The sequence below is a fragment of the Brevibacillus fortis genome (assembly GCF_003013395.1).
GTDB classification, from domain to species: Bacteria; Bacillota; Bacilli; order Brevibacillales; family Brevibacillaceae; genus Brevibacillus; species Brevibacillus fortis.
This window is the reverse complement of record NZ_PXZM01000014.1, coordinates 128,715-144,077: the sequence shown is the minus strand read 5'-3', so window position 1 is coordinate 144,077 and position 15,363 is coordinate 128,715. Positions and strand designations below refer to the sequence as shown.

The following is a 15,363-nucleotide window of genomic DNA, read 5'->3' as shown; positions in this document are numbered from 1 at the left end:
TATAAACAAGTCACTATTTATATATCAATGAAAAAAGGGTTAAAGAAAGTGAACTACAAACATTCCCAACACATAGGAGACACAAAGAGGGCCATATCAGAGAGCAGCTCCCTTCCCATGAGGTGTGGTGGACGTACCACGGAAGGAGGAAGCAACTCAACCAGATACAGCCCAATTCGCTAACCCATCAGTACCTTTAGTTACAAGTAGTATAGCTCGAATTCAATACTTAATCAATAAATAAGTTTCGTAAAATTCCAACTGTTGCAGATGGAAACGGCAGATTACGCTACTACGTATAGCTGATCTGTTACGGATTCAATCAAAGGCCCCATATCTTGAAGCAGGTTACGATACCTTTCACTATTTTTCATGGTCTCCAACGTTTCCTTATCTCTCCAAACACTGACCACACCGAAAAAAATATTGTCCGTTTCTAAGCTAGGCTCCATGAAATAAACCTCAACACATCCTGCATCTTTGTTGACAGGAACAAGTACGTGTCGTCCCATTTGCTGTAATTGTTCCTCCATTCCCGCTTTACTTCTGAGCGTTACGACTCGAACAAACATGTTATACCTCCTTACTTCGCATTCATTAACTAGTTAACGAATAACTTCTTTTAGCCAAGAATCCAATTTCGTCAAATAATCAGTTGAGCATATTTGGTTTAGTTCTCTGTGTAAAGAAGCGATGGATTGACTCTTTAATACGGCTTGCCAAGCATGCTCAGCTTCCTCCATTACATCGGATAACAAACAGGCGTTGTTTTCATTCAAAGAAAGCATCCCTTCAAAAATACCAGTTGAACGATAAAGAGATTTCACGCCTTCGATTGCGACGAACACATCATGTATGGTGATGTCATCAGGTGAAGCTTGTAGTCGAAAACCACCTTTTGCACCTGTCACAGAAGAAACGATCCCTGCCTGTACAAGTTTTCTCATTAACTTCTGCAAATAAGTTGGAGAGACCCGGAGCTGTTGACTTAGAGCTTCACCAGATAACATCGCATGTCTAGGTAATCGAGTGAGCACGAGAAGAGCATACACGGCTTGTTCGACGCCACCCTTCATATTCATGCTTCATCATTTGTCTTAAACATCTGATTTTGTTGTGCGATTTTTAACTTTTGAGGTGTGACATCGTTACCAAGTGGGTCCAAAATCGTTAACCCTGAAAATGTGTGCAAAACTTGCCCACGAATGATTTGCAGATATTCTTGACGCAACTGTTGTTGTTCTTCTTTTTCTGTCTGAGTTAACCCATCTTCACGTTGTTTTTGGGCTAAAATGTTAATTCGTTTCAAAATCGGAATCATTGCTTTTTCCACCTTTCTATTAGAGAAGTTCTTTTGCAAGCAATCGGTAAGATTGTAGTCTCGCCTCATGGCTATGACTGATTGTTCCAAGTACAGCTTCAGCGATACCGTATTTTTCATCGTGTTCACGCAGTGTATTCGCAACGTCTTTTGCACTTCCTACGAGGAATCGTTTGCGGTTGTGTTCGATCGCCATTTTATCCATTTCAGTATAGGAATAATTCAACGCTTCTTCTGGGCTGAAAATTTGAAACGGCATTCCTTTATCCAAAAACAGCAAATTCAAATCCAGGCTAGCCGCATGATATTCTGCTTCCTCCGTTGTTTCTGCCGCCATCACAAAATATCCAACATTGATTTTTGGGGCCGGCATAAATTCAGAAGGAGTGAAATTTTCGTGATATGCCTCAAGCATCGACGTTTCCAACTGTCCGCTAATAAATTGAGCAAAGGAATAACCAATCCCGAATCTTCCTGCTTGTGCAGCACTGCTTCCACTGGAACCCAACAGCCAAACCTCAGGTAGTGGTGCATCCAAAGGAGCCGCCAGCGTCCGACTATACACGTGGTCTTCTGGCATCGTGTCAGTCATAAACATCATGGTCTCCACAAGCTTATCGTACTGGTTTAACACATTCGGTTGCCTACCTTCGTGCAAGGCGAGCGTAGAGAAGCGATCCCCACCTGGAGCACGACCTACTCCAAAATCAATTCGATTTGGATAGAGAGTAGTTAAGGTTTTAAAAACTTCCGCCATTTTTAACGGAGAATAATGCATCAGCATAATGCCACCGGATCCTACACGAATGTTCTTTGTTGTAGAAGCTATATGTGCAATCATGATTTCAGGTGAGGCACTTGCCAAGTTTGTCGCCCCATGATGCTCGGAGTACCATATCCTGTTGTAACCCAATTCATCTACCAGTTTCGCCAATTCAATGGTATTTTGAAAGGTTTGAGCTGAGGTTTGTCCATTAGAAGTAGGCGTTTGATCCAAAACACTCAATTTCATAGAAATACCTTCTTTCATAGTTAATGAGGATATTTAATATCTGTAATTTAGTTTTATAGAGAGGCGACAGAGTTTATCTCTATCGAATTGCAGGGAAGCCGCCACATGATGTAGCGGTCCCCCTCCTCTCGTGAATATTACATTCACAATGAGTTTTTATAACTTCCCATTCCAATAGGTTACTTCGTCAACGCCCAACCTTACCGTCGGGAACCCTGGTTGCGTTGCTTTTCCTACTGGAATCATGAGGACATTCACCCAGTTGTCTGGAACATGAAAAGCTTTTCGGAACTCTTCGGTATTGTAGCCAAGCATAGGAACTGTGTCATAACCTCTTGCCTTAGCCGCGAGCATCAATTGCATCGCTATAAGGCCTCCATCAAGGTGTTGCCACTCTCTCCATACTTGCTCACTGACAGTTCCATAGTACCCCTTCACACTTTCGTTAATTCTGTTCTTTACTTCCTCAGGCATAAAACCAGCATCTACAGCTCTTTGATTGATTTTGTCAGCGTTCTCCACTGTATAGGCGTCCATATCCCCTAACACAACAATGACCGCGGATGCATCAACCACTTGTTGTTGTCCCAAAGCCATCGGAAGCAGCTTTTCCTTGAGCTCCTTATCTGTAAACACCATAAAACGCCAAGGATTCAGATTCGTACCACTCGGAGCGAGCATTGCCTCTCCAATGAGCTCTTTGATTTCTTGCTCTGAGATTTTATAAGAAGGATCAAAGGTCCGAACAGATCGGCGCTCACGAATCACGTCATAAAAATTTGCCGTACGATTTGCTGTTTTCATAGTAAGAGTACCTCCTCAATATTTTATGCAGCATACTTATATGGGTATAATGGTAAAGGTCACGATACTGCATGGCTTGGTAACGAATCCTATTATGCAAGAGAAAGTAACTAAAAAAAAGTACGCACTTTTTCGTACCATAGGAACGTCAACGTACTATAGGAACGTCCACGTACCTGTACATTTTTAAAGGAGTTAAAAGAAAATGAAACAGTACAACAACAGAATCGAAATCGTCTTGGAAGTAATTGGAGGGAAATGGAAGACGCATATTTTGTATTACTTGACAAAGGGACCAATACGGACGGGTGAATTAAAGCGATTAGTGACGGGTATATCACAAAAGATGCTCACGGTACAACTAAAGGAGCTTGAACGAGATGGCTTGATCACCAGAAAAACGTACGATCAAGTACCACCCAAAGTGGAATATGCGCTTACAGAATATGGGGAATCATTAAAAGAAGTTTTAAAAGTACTATGCGATTGGGGCGGCGACTATCTTAAGCATCGGTATCCGAATGGCGAAGTGACCGTTAGAAATAGTGATGACGAAATAGGAATACAGTAACCAGCAGGAATAAACCTAACATTTTTTATATTGCGCACAAAAAAGACACCTCTCGCATGGAGAGGTTGATGATTTGGGATAACGGATGCTTTTTTGGGCGACTCGGTAAAGTAGAGCTCGCCCTTACGCCATGTTATTCATTTTGGGAAAACAAACATGCCGATACAGGCATGTTTACGATTGCTTGAACACTAGGATGTCTCATTGTCTTTCCTGTGGTCCATTCCATAAATTTCACTTTTACAACAATCTCAGGTTCTACCCAAATTGCGTCTTTCCTTCTCTCCGGTTCATTCTCAAATGGTTTCGTAGGTCTGATAGTGGGTTGTATCTGCTGTGTCAGATCTTGCCACGTTTTCTTACTGAACTTCGCAGTGCCTGCATGGCCAATATAATAAAACTTCCCCTCATCGTTGTACAAGCCGAGCAACAACGCATTCACGACCCCATCACGGAATGTTACCCCTCCTATAACAGCAAAAAGGTCATGAAAAATTTTCATTTTCTGCCACCGTTTGTCCTTCCCGTTGATGGCGTAGGAGCTTGTACAACCCTTGCAAACAATACCTTCCATCTCGTGTTGAACCATCACGTCGTATAATGCTTTTGCATCCTTAAAATTTTGCACGACCTGGACATTGGGTTGAGGGATAATCATTTGTTCCAGCAATTGATGTCTTCGAATGAGTTCTTGTTCGATGACCCAATCGCCATTGTAATATAAGACGTCAAAGATCATGTATGTGACGGGTGTTTGGTTGACGGCAAGGTCAATACTCTGTTTTTTCCGCAGGCTATCTCTTTTCATGATTTCTTGAAAGGAAGGTCGGTTACTGTCAAAAGCAATCATCTCGCCATCAAGGATAAAGGATGAGCCCGAACAATACCTTTTTGCATTTACGAATTCAGGATACTGCAATGTTCGATCATTTAATCTCCGGTTAACCAGACGCACTTCATGTCCATCGTAGTACGTGAGCATTCTGACTCCGTCCCATTTGACTTGTGCGATCCAGTTATCTTCACTCGGAAATTCATCTGCCATAACTGGTTCAAACGGAATAATAGGTGTAAACGACATGGTTCCTCCCATCATCGATTGAAATTGCTTTATTGGCGAAACGAACCAGCCTGTTTTGCCCTCCCCAGCTTTTGCTTGCCATGATTGAGAGCCTGCATTTCCCCATAGCTCGTCAACAGCGCTAATATTAAGAGGGCAATATACACAACGGCTGTCACAACCCCTCCCACCGCTGATTTATCTTTAAAAAAGTCCCCAATCAAAATCACGATCACACAACCACTCAAACAGACTGTTGTGATCCACATCATCGACCGGTAAAATCGATAAAGCTTCGTTCCTTCGGGAATGAGGCTTTGCTCTCTTCCCTTGTTCTTTCGCCTTACATGAATGAGCAAAAAGAGCGCCAACGGAAATTGGAAAACGAGAACGATCATCGGCAAGCTATAACTAATAAACTGATCGATATGGGCTACATTTGGAAACCCGAAGATAGACGATACAACGATAAACCATCCACACGGAGCATTGAATGTATTATAATGCCGCTGTCCCCCAAACGATCCAACCCCCACTAAAAATGCCAAGTAAGCGACAATGACCTTGATTGTAAAAGCAGGGAACCACACGCTAAAGAGGATCATTTCGACCCTATCCAGAAAATCTGTGACGTGGATTTGCTGGACGAGAATATAGATGGGGAAATTCAGCCGACCAGCGATAATGAACCCCATCACCCCGAGCAAGACGAGCAACATAATCGTCGTACCAAAGCCAACAATGATGATCCCGTGCTTCATCGCAGCATAAAAAAGTCGCGGCTCTACAATGGCATGTAAGAACGCCCCGATTAGAAAAATATCCCCATACACACCAATCGGCAAAAAATTACTGACCACGATCCGATCCAAGCTACTAGTCAAGATTGGCTCCAATCGCTCTACGTTGTATTCATTACCCAGCAGGAAATATAGCGAAATGCACATGATGAAATAAAGCGGAAAATAAAACTCATTTACCCGTGCCGCCACCTCAAGACTCGTTTTGCCATAGTACATCATCAGTAAGACGAAGACGAGTAAGATGACCTCCAATGGCGTGGTTGGCAATAACGAGATATGTAAAAAATCAGCAACTCCTTTAATATCGATCGCCAGGATGATCCAAATGTAAAACAATATGAGTAGATTGATAGCTCCACCAATCCACTTCCCGCCAATGATAAACAAGATTTCAAAGATATTTTTCCCGGGGTATGCTTCAACCAGCCCACTCAAAACGTAGGCGATAAAAAGCGCATAAAAGATGGGTAAAATTTGAGAGAACCAAGCATCCATCCTTGCTACCTGAACGACAGACCTCAAGAGATTGATCATCATTCCTGTCATCAAGACACTGCCGACCAGCCAGGCAATTTGTCGATGATTGACAACTTGCTTGTGAATCATACTTGGGCCTCCTTATAAGAACTGATCCACCCACCGCTTCACATGAGGAGATAGAAAGTTCATCACATTACTCGTAGGTAGCACTTGATAATACTGGAATTGCAAAGCGATAAGAAAAGCAATGGTCAAGGTGTAGAAAATAACAATCACTCGCTGCTGTCTCCCATCCATACCTTTTCGCTTCAGGATGAATTCTCCAAACGAAAGCAACAGCATGGATACGAAAAAAATCAGGAATATTCTATTCATGATTATCTTCACTCTGCGTAATATTTTTGGTGGTCTGCCCGAAGTTGGCCATGTTCACTTTGGAGTGTATTTCATAAGTGATTTTTGGGAGTTCCTCATTCCATCTGCTCCGATAGCGCTCTTGCCACTCATGAGGATAATGTCGAGATAATACGATTCCTAACCCAATAATGTCTGACCGATACTGTTTGATTGTTTTTATTGTATCGTTCACACCACGATTGATTTGCTCCACAAGCTTCGTTTGCAGCATTTTAATATTTTTCTCTTTCTCGAGATCGAGATTTGACATATTCTCCAGCACAACGGCAGAAGTATAGAGATCAATTTTGTAATGGATGTGGCCTTTCCTGATCTCGGGCTTGATGTTCGCTCTTCCTTTCGAGAAATTAACGGTAAGCCGTTCTTTCTTGTTTAAGGGCAGCACGACAGAAAAGGGTGTAAAATTACGTTGAAACAACCGCAAGCCTGTCAGGTCTTTTGCCTTCGCAATGGTCACGAGCTTATCGTTTCGAAACAAACCTACCCCTGTCGCCTCTATTTCTTTCGACTTTCCTTTTGGATGTGAATCCACTGCTGCCAGAACAGGTATAATGGCATTTACGCCCGGTGTGCTAAGCATCTGGGCTAAGTCCTTTAGCGATACTGTAATCCCCCCCATTTTAACCAGCTCACGCATCGCTTCTCCTGAAAAACGTTCAAATTGCGGCTGTGCAGTTAACAATTCGATACCTTTTCCTTTGGTCATGACAATGTAAGCTGTCAGTCTGTTTTCCGGAAACCGGGCCACAATATCCAGCACATCCGACATACCGTCCTTCGCCAATTCTTCACCAATGACGATCATCCGGTGATGGGAGTAGTAAATTTCTCGTGACATTCTAGCTTGGATCAAGTCATTCGCCTCTCTGATCGTTCTGCCTACTGCGGAATCAACATAATAACTCTTGTCACCACTCGTACCTCCACCACCTCCGGACTGTGCACCGAGGCTGCTGACCAGTGGGACTTGGATAGATATCCGATACCTGCCCTCTGGTTCCTTATCCATCGCCAGCGCAATGACGATGGCCATATCATTTACTTCACGGCGATCCCAACATCCAGATACCAGGAACATACAGAGCAACACCACCAACATGCGGGTCACAGTCTTCTTCACGATTGCCCCTCCTCGCTCTGATGGCGATTGCCTGTCACCCCTGATTGCCCTCCTCTTTCCTGGATAGAATTCGCATAACCATCGTTCATACGCCTTGCATTTTGAACTCCCAAAAAGCTCGGGCGTTTTTCCATCATCGACCATGGTGCCCTCAACAATACATCTTTGAGATCGCCGATCGACATCGGTGCGAGTGGCGATAAATAAGGGACACCAAAAGAACGTAGGTTGGCCATATGCCCCAGGATTAGCAATAACGCTACCAGCATCCCATAAATGCCGAGAATCGAAGCGGCAATCATGATCGGAAAGCGCAGCATTCGCAGTGAAATCGATGCATTAAAATGCGGGATGGTAAACGAAGCAATCCCTGTCAGCGATACGACGATAACCATGGGGGCAGAAACGATTCCTGCTTGCACCGCTGCCTGACCGACGACCAGTGCGCCTAAAATACTGACGGCTTGCCCGACCGTTTTCGGGAGGCGAATCCCCGCTTCTCGCAAGGCTTCAAAGGAAATTTCCATGATAAAAGCCTCCACAATAGCGGGAAAAGGAATGGACTCGCGAGCAGCCGCAATACTTAAAAGGAGCGTGGTTGGTAGCATTTGTTGGTGATAAGTCGTAATCGCTACATATAAAGCAGGGGTAATGAGCGAAATGATGAGGAATATGTAGCGCAGCAGCCGAACAAGGGTGGCCATTTGAAATCGTTCGTAATAATCCTCACTTGCCTGCATCATCATCCAAAACGTAACAGGCGCTATCAAAACCATCGGTGTCCCGTCCACAAATATGGCGACACGTCCCTCCAGCAATGCCGCTGCAACCGTGTCTGGGCGCTCGGAATACATGAGCTGAGGGAAAGGCGAGTACGTGTTATCCTGGATCATCTCTTCGATATATCCACTTTCCAGAACAGCATCCATATTGATCTTGCTGATTCGACCAGTAACTTCCTGTACAATTTCTGGATCCGCAATCCCGTCAAGAAAGGCAACCACCAGATTGGTGTTCGTCTCACGTCCAACTACCAGAGACTTCATTTTCAAGCGAGGCGTTCGCAATTTGCGCCGCAGCATCGACGTGTTGGTGCGAATATTTTCGATAAAACCTTCACGTGGTCCCCTTACGACCGCTTCTCCTTCTGGTTCGTTGACTGAGCGTTTTTCTGCTCCACGAATCCCGAGCGTGAGCGCTTCTGTATTTCCCTCTACGAGAATGCCCGTATCACCTGATAGCACAGCCTGTAGCAGCTTTTTATAATCGTCTACTCTTCCCATCTGGGAAACCGGCAAAAGTGCCTCTTCTATCACTTTGATATCTTCATCGCCATCTTCAAGCACCATTAACGATTTCAGTGCAGAATTGACCTCTTTGGTATCAATCAGCCCATCTACGAAGACAGCAATCGCACGGACACTGTTTTTTTGGCGGAATTCTCGTATGACAAAATCGGAGCAATCAGAGAACATTTTTTTCAACAAATCAACGTTATCATCTAATTGAGGCGAAATCGGTATACCCTCCAGCTCAATCAAGCTGCAGGAATTCATCGTTTCAATCAGTTCTTTCATTTTATCTTTCTTCTTGAACTTCATTTCATCACCAACCACTGGAAAGCTACCCGTATTATGGTTGATTAGCAGGAAATATATGCAAAGAGGTACTCTCTTTACATAGAGAAACACGGATGGGAGATAGTAGGAACACCTATACCGTTCAAAAAGAAGGTGAATACGTCATTGCGTCCTGCAACAAAAGAGTATGAGCTGACGATCGACAATCACACATTGTCCATTACAAATCCTGATAAGCCCCTATGGGCGCAGGCAAAGGTAACTAAGCTAGATTACTTGCGCTACTTGCTGATTGTCGCAGCCCCACTCCTACGGTATAGCAAGGATCGGCTGTTAACCGTCATTCGCTACCCTCACGGAATTGGTGACAAGCACTTCTATCAAAAAAACGCACCTGACTATGCGCCTGACTGGATACAAACGCATACGTGGGAGAATGTGCGTTACGTACTGTGCAATGACCAAGCGACACTCGTGTGGATGGCAAATCAAGCGGCTTTAGAGTGGCACGTCTCCTTTCACCTCGCCAAGGATGAGTCTCCGACAGAGCTGGTATTTGACCTCGACCCTTCCACCGATGATTTTTCCGTTGTGATTGAGTCTGCCCTCTTATTGAAACAGCTGCTCGATGAATTACAGCTGTCTTCTTGGGTCAAAACTTCTGGTTCCAGCGGCTTGCAAGTATACGTCCCAATCGAACTCCGCTATACGTTTGAACAGACGCGGCAGGTCGGACATTTCATCGCATCCTATTTAGTCAGTAAGCACCCTTCATTATTAACTATTGAGCGCTTGGTGAAGAACCGGGGAGATAAGCTGTACATTGACTATTTGCAACACTGGCGGGGCAAAACATTGCCAGCCCCTTATTCAACCCGAGCAAAAGAACAGGCAACCGTATCAACGCCCATTCTATGGGAGGAGGTTCCCCATTGTCATCCTACAGACTTCACGGTTTATACGGTTCCCAAACGGCTGGAAACATTCGGAGATTTATTCTCATCCGTATCCGCTCCGACGAAACGAGCCTCCCTTGATGCCATCCTCGGCTTTTTGCAGTCTCAGTAAGCCATTAGTTGGAATCCTGCAGCCTATTTGTGCTATACTTGGCACAGATGTTTTGAGGCAAGGAGGCACATTCATGATTGATCCGATCGCAATTGCAATCGGCCCCTTAAAGATTCACTGGTATGGCATTATTATGGGGCTGGCTTTTTTCTTGGGTACTTATCTCGCGCGTTACAATTCCAAACGTTCTGGCATTGATCCTGATCACGTCTTGAACATGGTGGTTCTGATCATTCCTGCAGCCATCGTTTGTGCAAGATTGTATTATGTTACGTTTGAATGGGAGCAGTACAAAGACAATCCACTGGACATCTTCGCAGTTTGGCAAGGCGGCTTGGCCATTCACGGTGGATTAATCGGTGGTGTTCTGGCAGGAAGCTGGTATATTCGAAAACATAATCTGCCGTTTCTTCGTTTGGCTGACATTTTTATGCCTAGTGTCATTTTGGGCCAAGCCATCGGACGTTGGGGAAACTTTATCAACCAGGAAGCACATGGTGGTCCCGTCTCTGCTGAGTTTATGGAAAAGTTCCCTGCATTTATCCGCGAACAAATGTTTATCGGCGGACAGTATTACCACCCTACGTTTTTGTATGAATCGATCTGGAACCTTTTCGTATTCGCCGTTCTCATGTTCATGCTGTACCGATTCAAAAAATTCGATGGACAGGTCTTGTTCAGCTACATGATCCTGTATTCACTTGGTCGCTTCTACATTGAGGGAATGCGTACAGACAGTTTGTTAATAGCCGATACCCTGCGTGTCGCTCAATTAGTCAGTCTGTGCTTAATTGCTGCCGGTGTCATCTTGATGCTCGTGTTTGCACGCAAAAACAGGCAGACAGGCCATTCCCAAAACTCGATCGAATAACGTCACCATGATAGATTCATTACCACTCAGGTCAGTCCGACTGGGTGGTTTTTTCTTTGCCTTGTCTGAATTGTCGCAATGCAGGCAATAACTAGGAGATAGAATGAAAAAAGGAGAGGAATAAGATGGATGATGGAATTTTGGAGGAGTATCTCGATCGCTACGTACGTATTCATTTTGCTCCTGATATGATCGGTCAAGGATTATCCGCCTATGCAGAAGGCAAACTGTATGATTACAGTCCAAACGGCATTTTAATTGAAGAGCGGGATGGCTCGCTGGACTATATCCCATTCTCTGCTGTACGCCTCGTGCAAATTAAGCCCAAGCCCGGTTTATGGGAGCGTTTAACTGGATCAAGTTAATGAAAAAGACACCTTCCCGCGTACTCTACACGGAAAGGTGTCTGGTGTTTAAAGGTGTAGCTCTACAGGAAGACGTCAAACACGACGTAGCATGCAGCAGCCAAAAGTCCTGTAATCGGAAGGGTAATGACCCAAGTGACCAAGATTCGGCCAGCCAAGCCCCATTTTACTGCGTTCAGCTTTTGCGATGCCCCAACCCCTAAGATGGCGGATGTGATCACGTGCGTTGTGCTCACCGGCAGTTTCAAAGCTGTAAAGATTGTGATAATCAAGGCAGAAGACAGGTCTGCTGAGAAACCGGAAATTGGCTTGATTTTCATAATCTTACCACCCAAGGTCTTGATGATACGCCATCCACCAAAGGCTGTACCTAAAGCCATTGCAATAGCAGCTGATAGTTTTACCCACAGTGGAATGACGAATTCGCCCGGTTCTTGAATCAAGAATCCACCAGAAATCAGAGCAAGGGTGATTACGCCCATTGTTTTTTGCGCATCGTTGGCTCCATGGCTGAAGGCCTGCCAAGATGCTGACACTACTTGCAGCGAACGGAAACCTCGATTGGTTTTGTGGTACGCTGAGTTACGGACAAGCCAAGACACAAGCTTGATCACGACAAAACCAATAGCAAACGCTACAAGCGGGGATACGATCAACGCTTGGATAATGCTAATGAAGCCTGACCAGTTAATGGCACCACTTCCTGCGGCACCAAAAGCAGCACCTGCAACGCCGCCGATAATCGCGTGCGAGGACGAACTAGGAATTCCGAACCACCAGGTGATTAGGTTCCACAAAATCGCAGATGTCAACGCGGCCAAAACGACGACCAATCCATTTTCCAACTTGAATGGATCGGTAATGCCTCCCCCGATTGTCTTCGCTACACCTGTATACGAGAGTGCACCAATCAAGTTACACAAGGATGCAATAATAATCGCGGTTTTCGGACTTAATGCTCGCGTCGAAACAGAAGTCGCAATCGCGTTCGCCGTATCGTGGAAACCATTGATAAAGTCAAAAGCTAGCGCCATGATGACGACGAGTACGAGAATAATCACCTCTGGCGAAAGATCAGGCATTCTTTAACACGATCCCTTCTACCAGGTTGGAGACGTCCTCAGCGAAGTCAGCACAGTCTTCGAGCTTATCGTAAATCTCTTTGAGTTTAATCGCTTCAATTGGGTTGGTATCAGGAGAATTCAACAGATCAGATACCATTTTGCGGTAGTTGGAGTCTGATTCATGCTCCAAATCTTTGATTTCCCCAGCAATTTTTGTAACGACTTTATGATCCAGCTTGCGCAGTGTGCGAATCAGCTCGATCAGCTTAGCCGAGCATTTCACCAAAATATTGGCTTGTGCCAGTACACGTGGATCTGGTTGAGTCACTTGATACAAATACATACGATCAGCGACACCGTCAATGTAGTCGATCATCGAGTCCATCGTATGAGCGAGTTGGTGAATGTCTTCACGCTCAAGCGGAGTGATAAAAGTAGAGTTCAACTCGTTCATAATGCGGCGAACGATCTCGTCTCCTTCTTTCTCGACAGCCTTGATTGCCTTAACCTTTGTTTCTAGATCTTGATAGTTTCCTATCATTTCATAGAAAAGATGAGTTCCTTTGTGCACAGTGGCAATCTGCTGCTCGAACAGATCAAAGAAGATATACTTGTTTGATTTCAACATACGGGACTTCTTCACTCCTTTGAATAAATCACACCTAACAGATTATATCGAAAGTTATTGTTTCCGTAAATTTAAAATCAAGGTCAAATGTGTATATTTTTCTTTAAGGAATTATTAAGTTTTTGTAAATGCTCTTTACAATGAAAAAAAACACCCGTGTCAAGAGAGAGAACGAGTGTTAGTCTTGCCAATATTTATCTTTTCATTCGAAGCGACCATCATGCAATCTTTCCTTTTTTTCGCTTCATACATAAGCATATCTGCTTTTTCCGCTAACTCTTCCGCTGTTGAAGCATGGTGTGGATACGAGGCCACTCCAATACTGACCGTGACACCTGAAAGAGCGAGTCGCACTTGATTTTGAATTCGTTCCCCGATTGCCAAGCCTCTTATTGTGTCAGTATGCGTTAACAAAACGACGAATTCTTCCCCACCCCATCTTCCAACCGTATCTTGCTTACGTACACTTGCTTGCAAAAGCCTTGCAAATTGGCAAAGGAGTCGGTCACCTTCCATATGACCAAATGAATCATTGAATATTTTGAAATTATCCAAATCAATAAACAATAAAGTAACAGATTGATGATTGCTTCTTGCCAACTCCACTTCTTCGACCAGCTTGTCTAAAAATCTGCGATTGACCAGAACGCCTGTAAGTGAATCGTGATATGCCATCTGCCGCAACTGATCTACATACTTCCCGATTTGATAGGCAGCAAGCGACTGAATGACGGTCACAAGTAAAAGAAAGATAATCATGCTTTCATCCGACGGCAATCCGTATCCGATCAGCCAAACCGAGATGATCACACAGGACACACTCAAGCTAATCCAGCGTGAGCCCAACGTACACTACCCCCGATCCCTTTCGATGTAACCCTCTTTTCCATCGTACATTAGACCTACTTAACTAACTTTTGTAATAGGTCTTTTTTCATATGATCAGGAATATTTTACCTATCTTTTTTTGTAAGTTCAAGCAAAACCACGAAACTGCCACTTATTTCATTCATGCGAATCTTGTAAAAATCCTGACAATCAGACTGTGCTCTATGCACATGGTGCAGCATGAATTGGAACCAATTGGAAGGGATAAGCTAATGGCTAATAAAAGAGACGGGAGTGAATGAATGCATGCCCCGTATTGAAGCAGTGGCTACCGCAGTACCTTCCCACGAGATTACACAAGAGGATTCCATGAAGCTGGCACGCCTATTTTTTCAAGACGCTTTTCCTGATATCGACCGTTTGTTACATGTGTTTGCGCACAGTCACATTCAAAAGAGACATTTTTGTATGCCAATGGACTGGTTTTTGGAGGACCGGCCGTTCGCAGAGAAAAATCAATTGTATATCGAGCATGCGGAAGTCTTAGCCGTAGAAGCTGCCCAAAAGTGCTTGACGAAAGCAGGTGTTGAGCCGTCATCCATCGATTGTCTGATGTTTGTATCAAGCACTGGCATTGCGACCCCAAGTCTTGATTCCCGCCTACTCCACCGTTTAGGACTCCGTCCGCAAGCAACCCGTGTCCCTTTGTGGGGTCTAGGCTGTGCCGGTGGTGCGATGGGATTGTCGCGAGCATGTGAGTACACCCAGGCTTATCCCTCGCGACGAGTATTGCTTGTAAGCGTAGAACTGTGCGGCTTGACCTTCATCCGCCAAGATTTGTCCAAAAGCAATTTGGTTGCAACATGCCTATTTGGAGATGGAGCTGCAGCCGTATTAATAGAAGGAGACGAAGTCTTGTCCTCTTCTGACGTACCCAAGGTTCAATTTTGTGATGCACGTACAACAACTTGGCCGGACACCGTAGATGTCATGGGGTGGGAATTGACCGATCCGGGGTTAAAAGTCATTTTCTCCCGTGACATCCCTACTCTCATTCGTTCTTCGATGCGAGAAAACGTCGAGAGCTTTTTGTCACCGCACGGAATGTCTATTGATCATCTGCGTCATTTTATTTTCCATCCAGGTGGAGCCAAGGTGTTAACAGCTTACCAGCGATCTCTGGGCATTGGCACAGAAGCCACTCGTTTTTCTGAAGATGTGTTAACCAATTTTGGTAACATGTCTTCTCCTACAGTTCTGTTCGTTTTGGAAAAAAGCATGGAGAAAGCATGGGAGTCAGGAGATCGCGGTTTGGTCGCTGCTCTTGGACCGGGATTTAGCTCCGAGCTCTTACTACTGGAGGCGAGATAG

The 15,363-nt window shown here is 44.6% G+C and carries 18 protein-coding genes; 5 read left to right on the top strand and 13 right to left on the bottom strand.

All coding sequences use genetic code 11. From position 1 onward, the window contains the following. Nucleotides 1–284: 284 nt before the first annotated feature. The 5 genes from C7R93_RS10980 to C7R93_RS10960 form a co-directional block, all read right to left on the bottom strand. Nucleotides 285–572, bottom strand: a complete 288-nt coding sequence (locus C7R93_RS10980) for a putative quinol monooxygenase (protein WP_244191507.1) — start codon at nucleotides 570–572, stop codon at nucleotides 285–287. 33 nt (nucleotides 573–605) lie between these two features. Continuing rightward, the gene (locus tag C7R93_RS10975; RefSeq protein WP_106838835.1) at nucleotides 606–1,082 is read right to left on the bottom strand and encodes an Rrf2 family transcriptional regulator; all 477 of its coding nucleotides are present in this window, start codon (nucleotides 1,080–1,082) and stop codon (nucleotides 606–608) included. Further along, a complete protein-coding gene (locus C7R93_RS10970; RefSeq protein ID WP_106838834.1) occupies nucleotides 1,079–1,321 on the bottom strand; it encodes a DUF896 domain-containing protein in 243 nt (80 codons plus the stop codon). The genes C7R93_RS10975 and C7R93_RS10970 overlap by 4 nt, the downstream gene beginning before the upstream one ends. Nucleotides 1,322–1,340: 19 nt before the next feature. Continuing rightward, nucleotides 1,341–2,333, bottom strand: coding sequence for an LLM class flavin-dependent oxidoreductase (locus C7R93_RS10965; RefSeq protein ID WP_106838833.1), 993 nt, complete (start codon nucleotides 2,331–2,333; stop codon nucleotides 1,341–1,343). Nucleotides 2,334–2,489: 156 nt separating this feature from the next. Next, the gene (locus C7R93_RS10960) at nucleotides 2,490–3,137 is read right to left on the bottom strand and encodes a nitroreductase family protein (RefSeq protein ID WP_106838832.1); all 648 of its coding nucleotides are present in this window, start codon (nucleotides 3,135–3,137) and stop codon (nucleotides 2,490–2,492) included. A 205-nt stretch (nucleotides 3,138–3,342) separates the two neighbouring features. Here C7R93_RS10960 and C7R93_RS10955 point away from each other — a divergent pair, with 205 nt between their 5' ends. Next, a complete protein-coding gene (locus C7R93_RS10955; protein ID WP_106838831.1) occupies nucleotides 3,343–3,708 on the top strand; it encodes a winged helix-turn-helix transcriptional regulator in 366 nt (121 codons plus the stop codon). Nucleotides 3,709–3,841: 133 nt separating this feature from the next. On the opposite strand, the gene C7R93_RS10950 is transcribed toward C7R93_RS10955, so the two are convergent. From C7R93_RS10950 to C7R93_RS10930, 5 genes are read right to left on the bottom strand one after another with little or no spacing between them, the layout of a single operon-like run. After that, nucleotides 3,842–4,789, bottom strand: a complete 948-nt coding sequence (locus tag C7R93_RS10950) for an ATP-dependent DNA ligase (protein ID WP_106838830.1) — start codon at nucleotides 4,787–4,789, stop codon at nucleotides 3,842–3,844. 29 nt (nucleotides 4,790–4,818) lie between these two features. Then, nucleotides 4,819–6,177 carry a GerAB/ArcD/ProY family transporter gene (locus C7R93_RS10945; RefSeq protein WP_106838829.1) on the bottom strand — a complete coding sequence of 453 codons (1,359 nt, stop codon included), beginning with the start codon at nucleotides 6,175–6,177 and terminating at the stop codon, nucleotides 4,819–4,821. 12 nt (nucleotides 6,178–6,189) lie between these two features. Further along, complete coding sequence (locus C7R93_RS10940; RefSeq protein ID WP_106838828.1) at nucleotides 6,190–6,426, bottom strand: hypothetical protein; 237 nt, start codon at nucleotides 6,424–6,426, stop codon at nucleotides 6,190–6,192. Beyond that, entirely contained in the window at nucleotides 6,419–7,588 is a 1,170-nt protein-coding gene (locus tag C7R93_RS10935) for a Ger(x)C family spore germination protein (protein ID WP_244191506.1), read from the bottom strand. The genes C7R93_RS10940 and C7R93_RS10935 overlap by 8 nt, the downstream gene beginning before the upstream one ends. Continuing rightward, nucleotides 7,585–9,165: a spore germination protein gene (locus C7R93_RS10930; RefSeq protein WP_425266730.1), complete on the bottom strand. Its 1,581-nt coding sequence runs from the start codon at nucleotides 9,163–9,165 to the stop codon at nucleotides 7,585–7,587. Before C7R93_RS10930 ends, C7R93_RS10935 begins: the two co-directional genes overlap by 4 nt. A 168-nt stretch (nucleotides 9,166–9,333) precedes the next feature. On the opposite strand from C7R93_RS10930, the gene ligD reads away from it, so the two are divergent. The 3 genes from ligD (at nucleotide 9,334) to C7R93_RS10915 (ending at nucleotide 11,472) form a co-directional block, all read left to right on the top strand. Then, entirely contained in the window at nucleotides 9,334–10,236 is a 903-nt protein-coding gene (gene ligD / locus C7R93_RS10925; RefSeq protein ID WP_106838827.1) for a non-homologous end-joining DNA ligase, read from the top strand. Between the two features lie 73 nt (nucleotides 10,237–10,309). Then, a complete protein-coding gene (gene lgt / locus C7R93_RS10920) occupies nucleotides 10,310–11,107 on the top strand; it encodes a prolipoprotein diacylglyceryl transferase (RefSeq protein ID WP_106838826.1) in 798 nt (265 codons plus the stop codon). 125 nt (nucleotides 11,108–11,232) lie between these two features. Next, nucleotides 11,233–11,472, top strand: coding sequence for a hypothetical protein (locus C7R93_RS10915; protein WP_088908244.1), 240 nt, complete (start codon nucleotides 11,233–11,235; stop codon nucleotides 11,470–11,472). 62 nt (nucleotides 11,473–11,534) lie between these two features. Here C7R93_RS10915 and C7R93_RS10910 read toward each other — a convergent pair whose 3' ends face one another. The 3 genes from C7R93_RS10910 to C7R93_RS10900 form a co-directional block, all read right to left on the bottom strand. Then, nucleotides 11,535–12,554 (bottom strand): inorganic phosphate transporter, encoded by a 1,020-nt coding sequence (locus C7R93_RS10910; protein ID WP_106838825.1) that lies wholly within the window; start codon nucleotides 12,552–12,554, stop codon nucleotides 11,535–11,537. Then, nucleotides 12,547–13,164 (bottom strand): DUF47 domain-containing protein, encoded by a 618-nt coding sequence (locus tag C7R93_RS10905; RefSeq protein WP_106838824.1) that lies wholly within the window; start codon nucleotides 13,162–13,164, stop codon nucleotides 12,547–12,549. Before C7R93_RS10905 ends, C7R93_RS10910 begins: the two co-directional genes overlap by 8 nt. A 159-nt stretch (nucleotides 13,165–13,323) precedes the next feature. Continuing rightward, nucleotides 13,324–14,010: a GGDEF domain-containing protein gene (locus C7R93_RS10900; RefSeq protein ID WP_106838823.1), complete on the bottom strand. Its 687-nt coding sequence runs from the start codon at nucleotides 14,008–14,010 to the stop codon at nucleotides 13,324–13,326. A gap of 288 nt (nucleotides 14,011–14,298) precedes the next feature. On the opposite strand from C7R93_RS10900, the gene C7R93_RS10895 reads away from it, so the two are divergent. Further along, nucleotides 14,299–15,363: a type III polyketide synthase gene (locus C7R93_RS10895; RefSeq protein WP_167402453.1), complete on the top strand. Its 1,065-nt coding sequence runs from the start codon at nucleotides 14,299–14,301 to the stop codon at nucleotides 15,361–15,363.

What these genes read in the sequence shown, in the direction of transcription:
- C7R93_RS10955 (WP_106838831.1), top strand. Translation starts at nt 3,343, where the DNA reads ATGAAACAGTACAACAACAGAATCGAAATCGTCTTGGAAGTAATTGGA.
- C7R93_RS10945 (WP_106838829.1), bottom strand. Translation starts at nt 6,177, where the DNA reads ATGATTCACAAGCAAGTTGTCAATCATCGACAAATTGCCTGGCTGGTC.
- C7R93_RS10950 (WP_106838830.1), bottom strand. Translation starts at nt 4,789, where the DNA reads ATGTCGTTTACACCTATTATTCCGTTTGAACCAGTTATGGCAGATGAA.
- C7R93_RS10905 (WP_106838824.1), bottom strand. Translation starts at nt 13,164, where the DNA reads ATGTTGAAATCAAACAAGTATATCTTCTTTGATCTGTTCGAGCAGCAG.
- lgt (WP_106838826.1), top strand. Translation starts at nt 10,310, where the DNA reads ATGATTGATCCGATCGCAATTGCAATCGGCCCCTTAAAGATTCACTGG.
- C7R93_RS10975 (WP_106838835.1), bottom strand. Translation starts at nt 1,082, where the DNA reads ATGAATATGAAGGGTGGCGTCGAACAAGCCGTGTATGCTCTTCTCGTG.
- C7R93_RS10930 (WP_425266730.1), bottom strand. Translation starts at nt 9,165, where the DNA reads ATGAAAGAACTGATTGAAACGATGAATTCCTGCAGCTTGATTGAGCTG.
- C7R93_RS10970 (WP_106838834.1), bottom strand. Translation starts at nt 1,321, where the DNA reads ATGATTCCGATTTTGAAACGAATTAACATTTTAGCCCAAAAACAACGT.
- C7R93_RS10910 (WP_106838825.1), bottom strand. Translation starts at nt 12,554, where the DNA reads ATGCCTGATCTTTCGCCAGAGGTGATTATTCTCGTACTCGTCGTCATC.
- C7R93_RS10965 (WP_106838833.1), bottom strand. Translation starts at nt 2,333, where the DNA reads ATGAAATTGAGTGTTTTGGATCAAACGCCTACTTCTAATGGACAAACC.
- C7R93_RS10980 (WP_244191507.1), bottom strand. Translation starts at nt 572, where the DNA reads ATGTTTGTTCGAGTCGTAACGCTCAGAAGTAAAGCGGGAATGGAGGAA.
- C7R93_RS10960 (WP_106838832.1), bottom strand. Translation starts at nt 3,137, where the DNA reads ATGAAAACAGCAAATCGTACGGCAAATTTTTATGACGTGATTCGTGAG.
- C7R93_RS10940 (WP_106838828.1), bottom strand. Translation starts at nt 6,426, where the DNA reads ATGAATAGAATATTCCTGATTTTTTTCGTATCCATGCTGTTGCTTTCG.
- C7R93_RS10895 (WP_167402453.1), top strand. Translation starts at nt 14,299, where the DNA reads ATGCCCCGTATTGAAGCAGTGGCTACCGCAGTACCTTCCCACGAGATT.
- C7R93_RS10915 (WP_088908244.1), top strand. Translation starts at nt 11,233, where the DNA reads ATGGATGATGGAATTTTGGAGGAGTATCTCGATCGCTACGTACGTATT.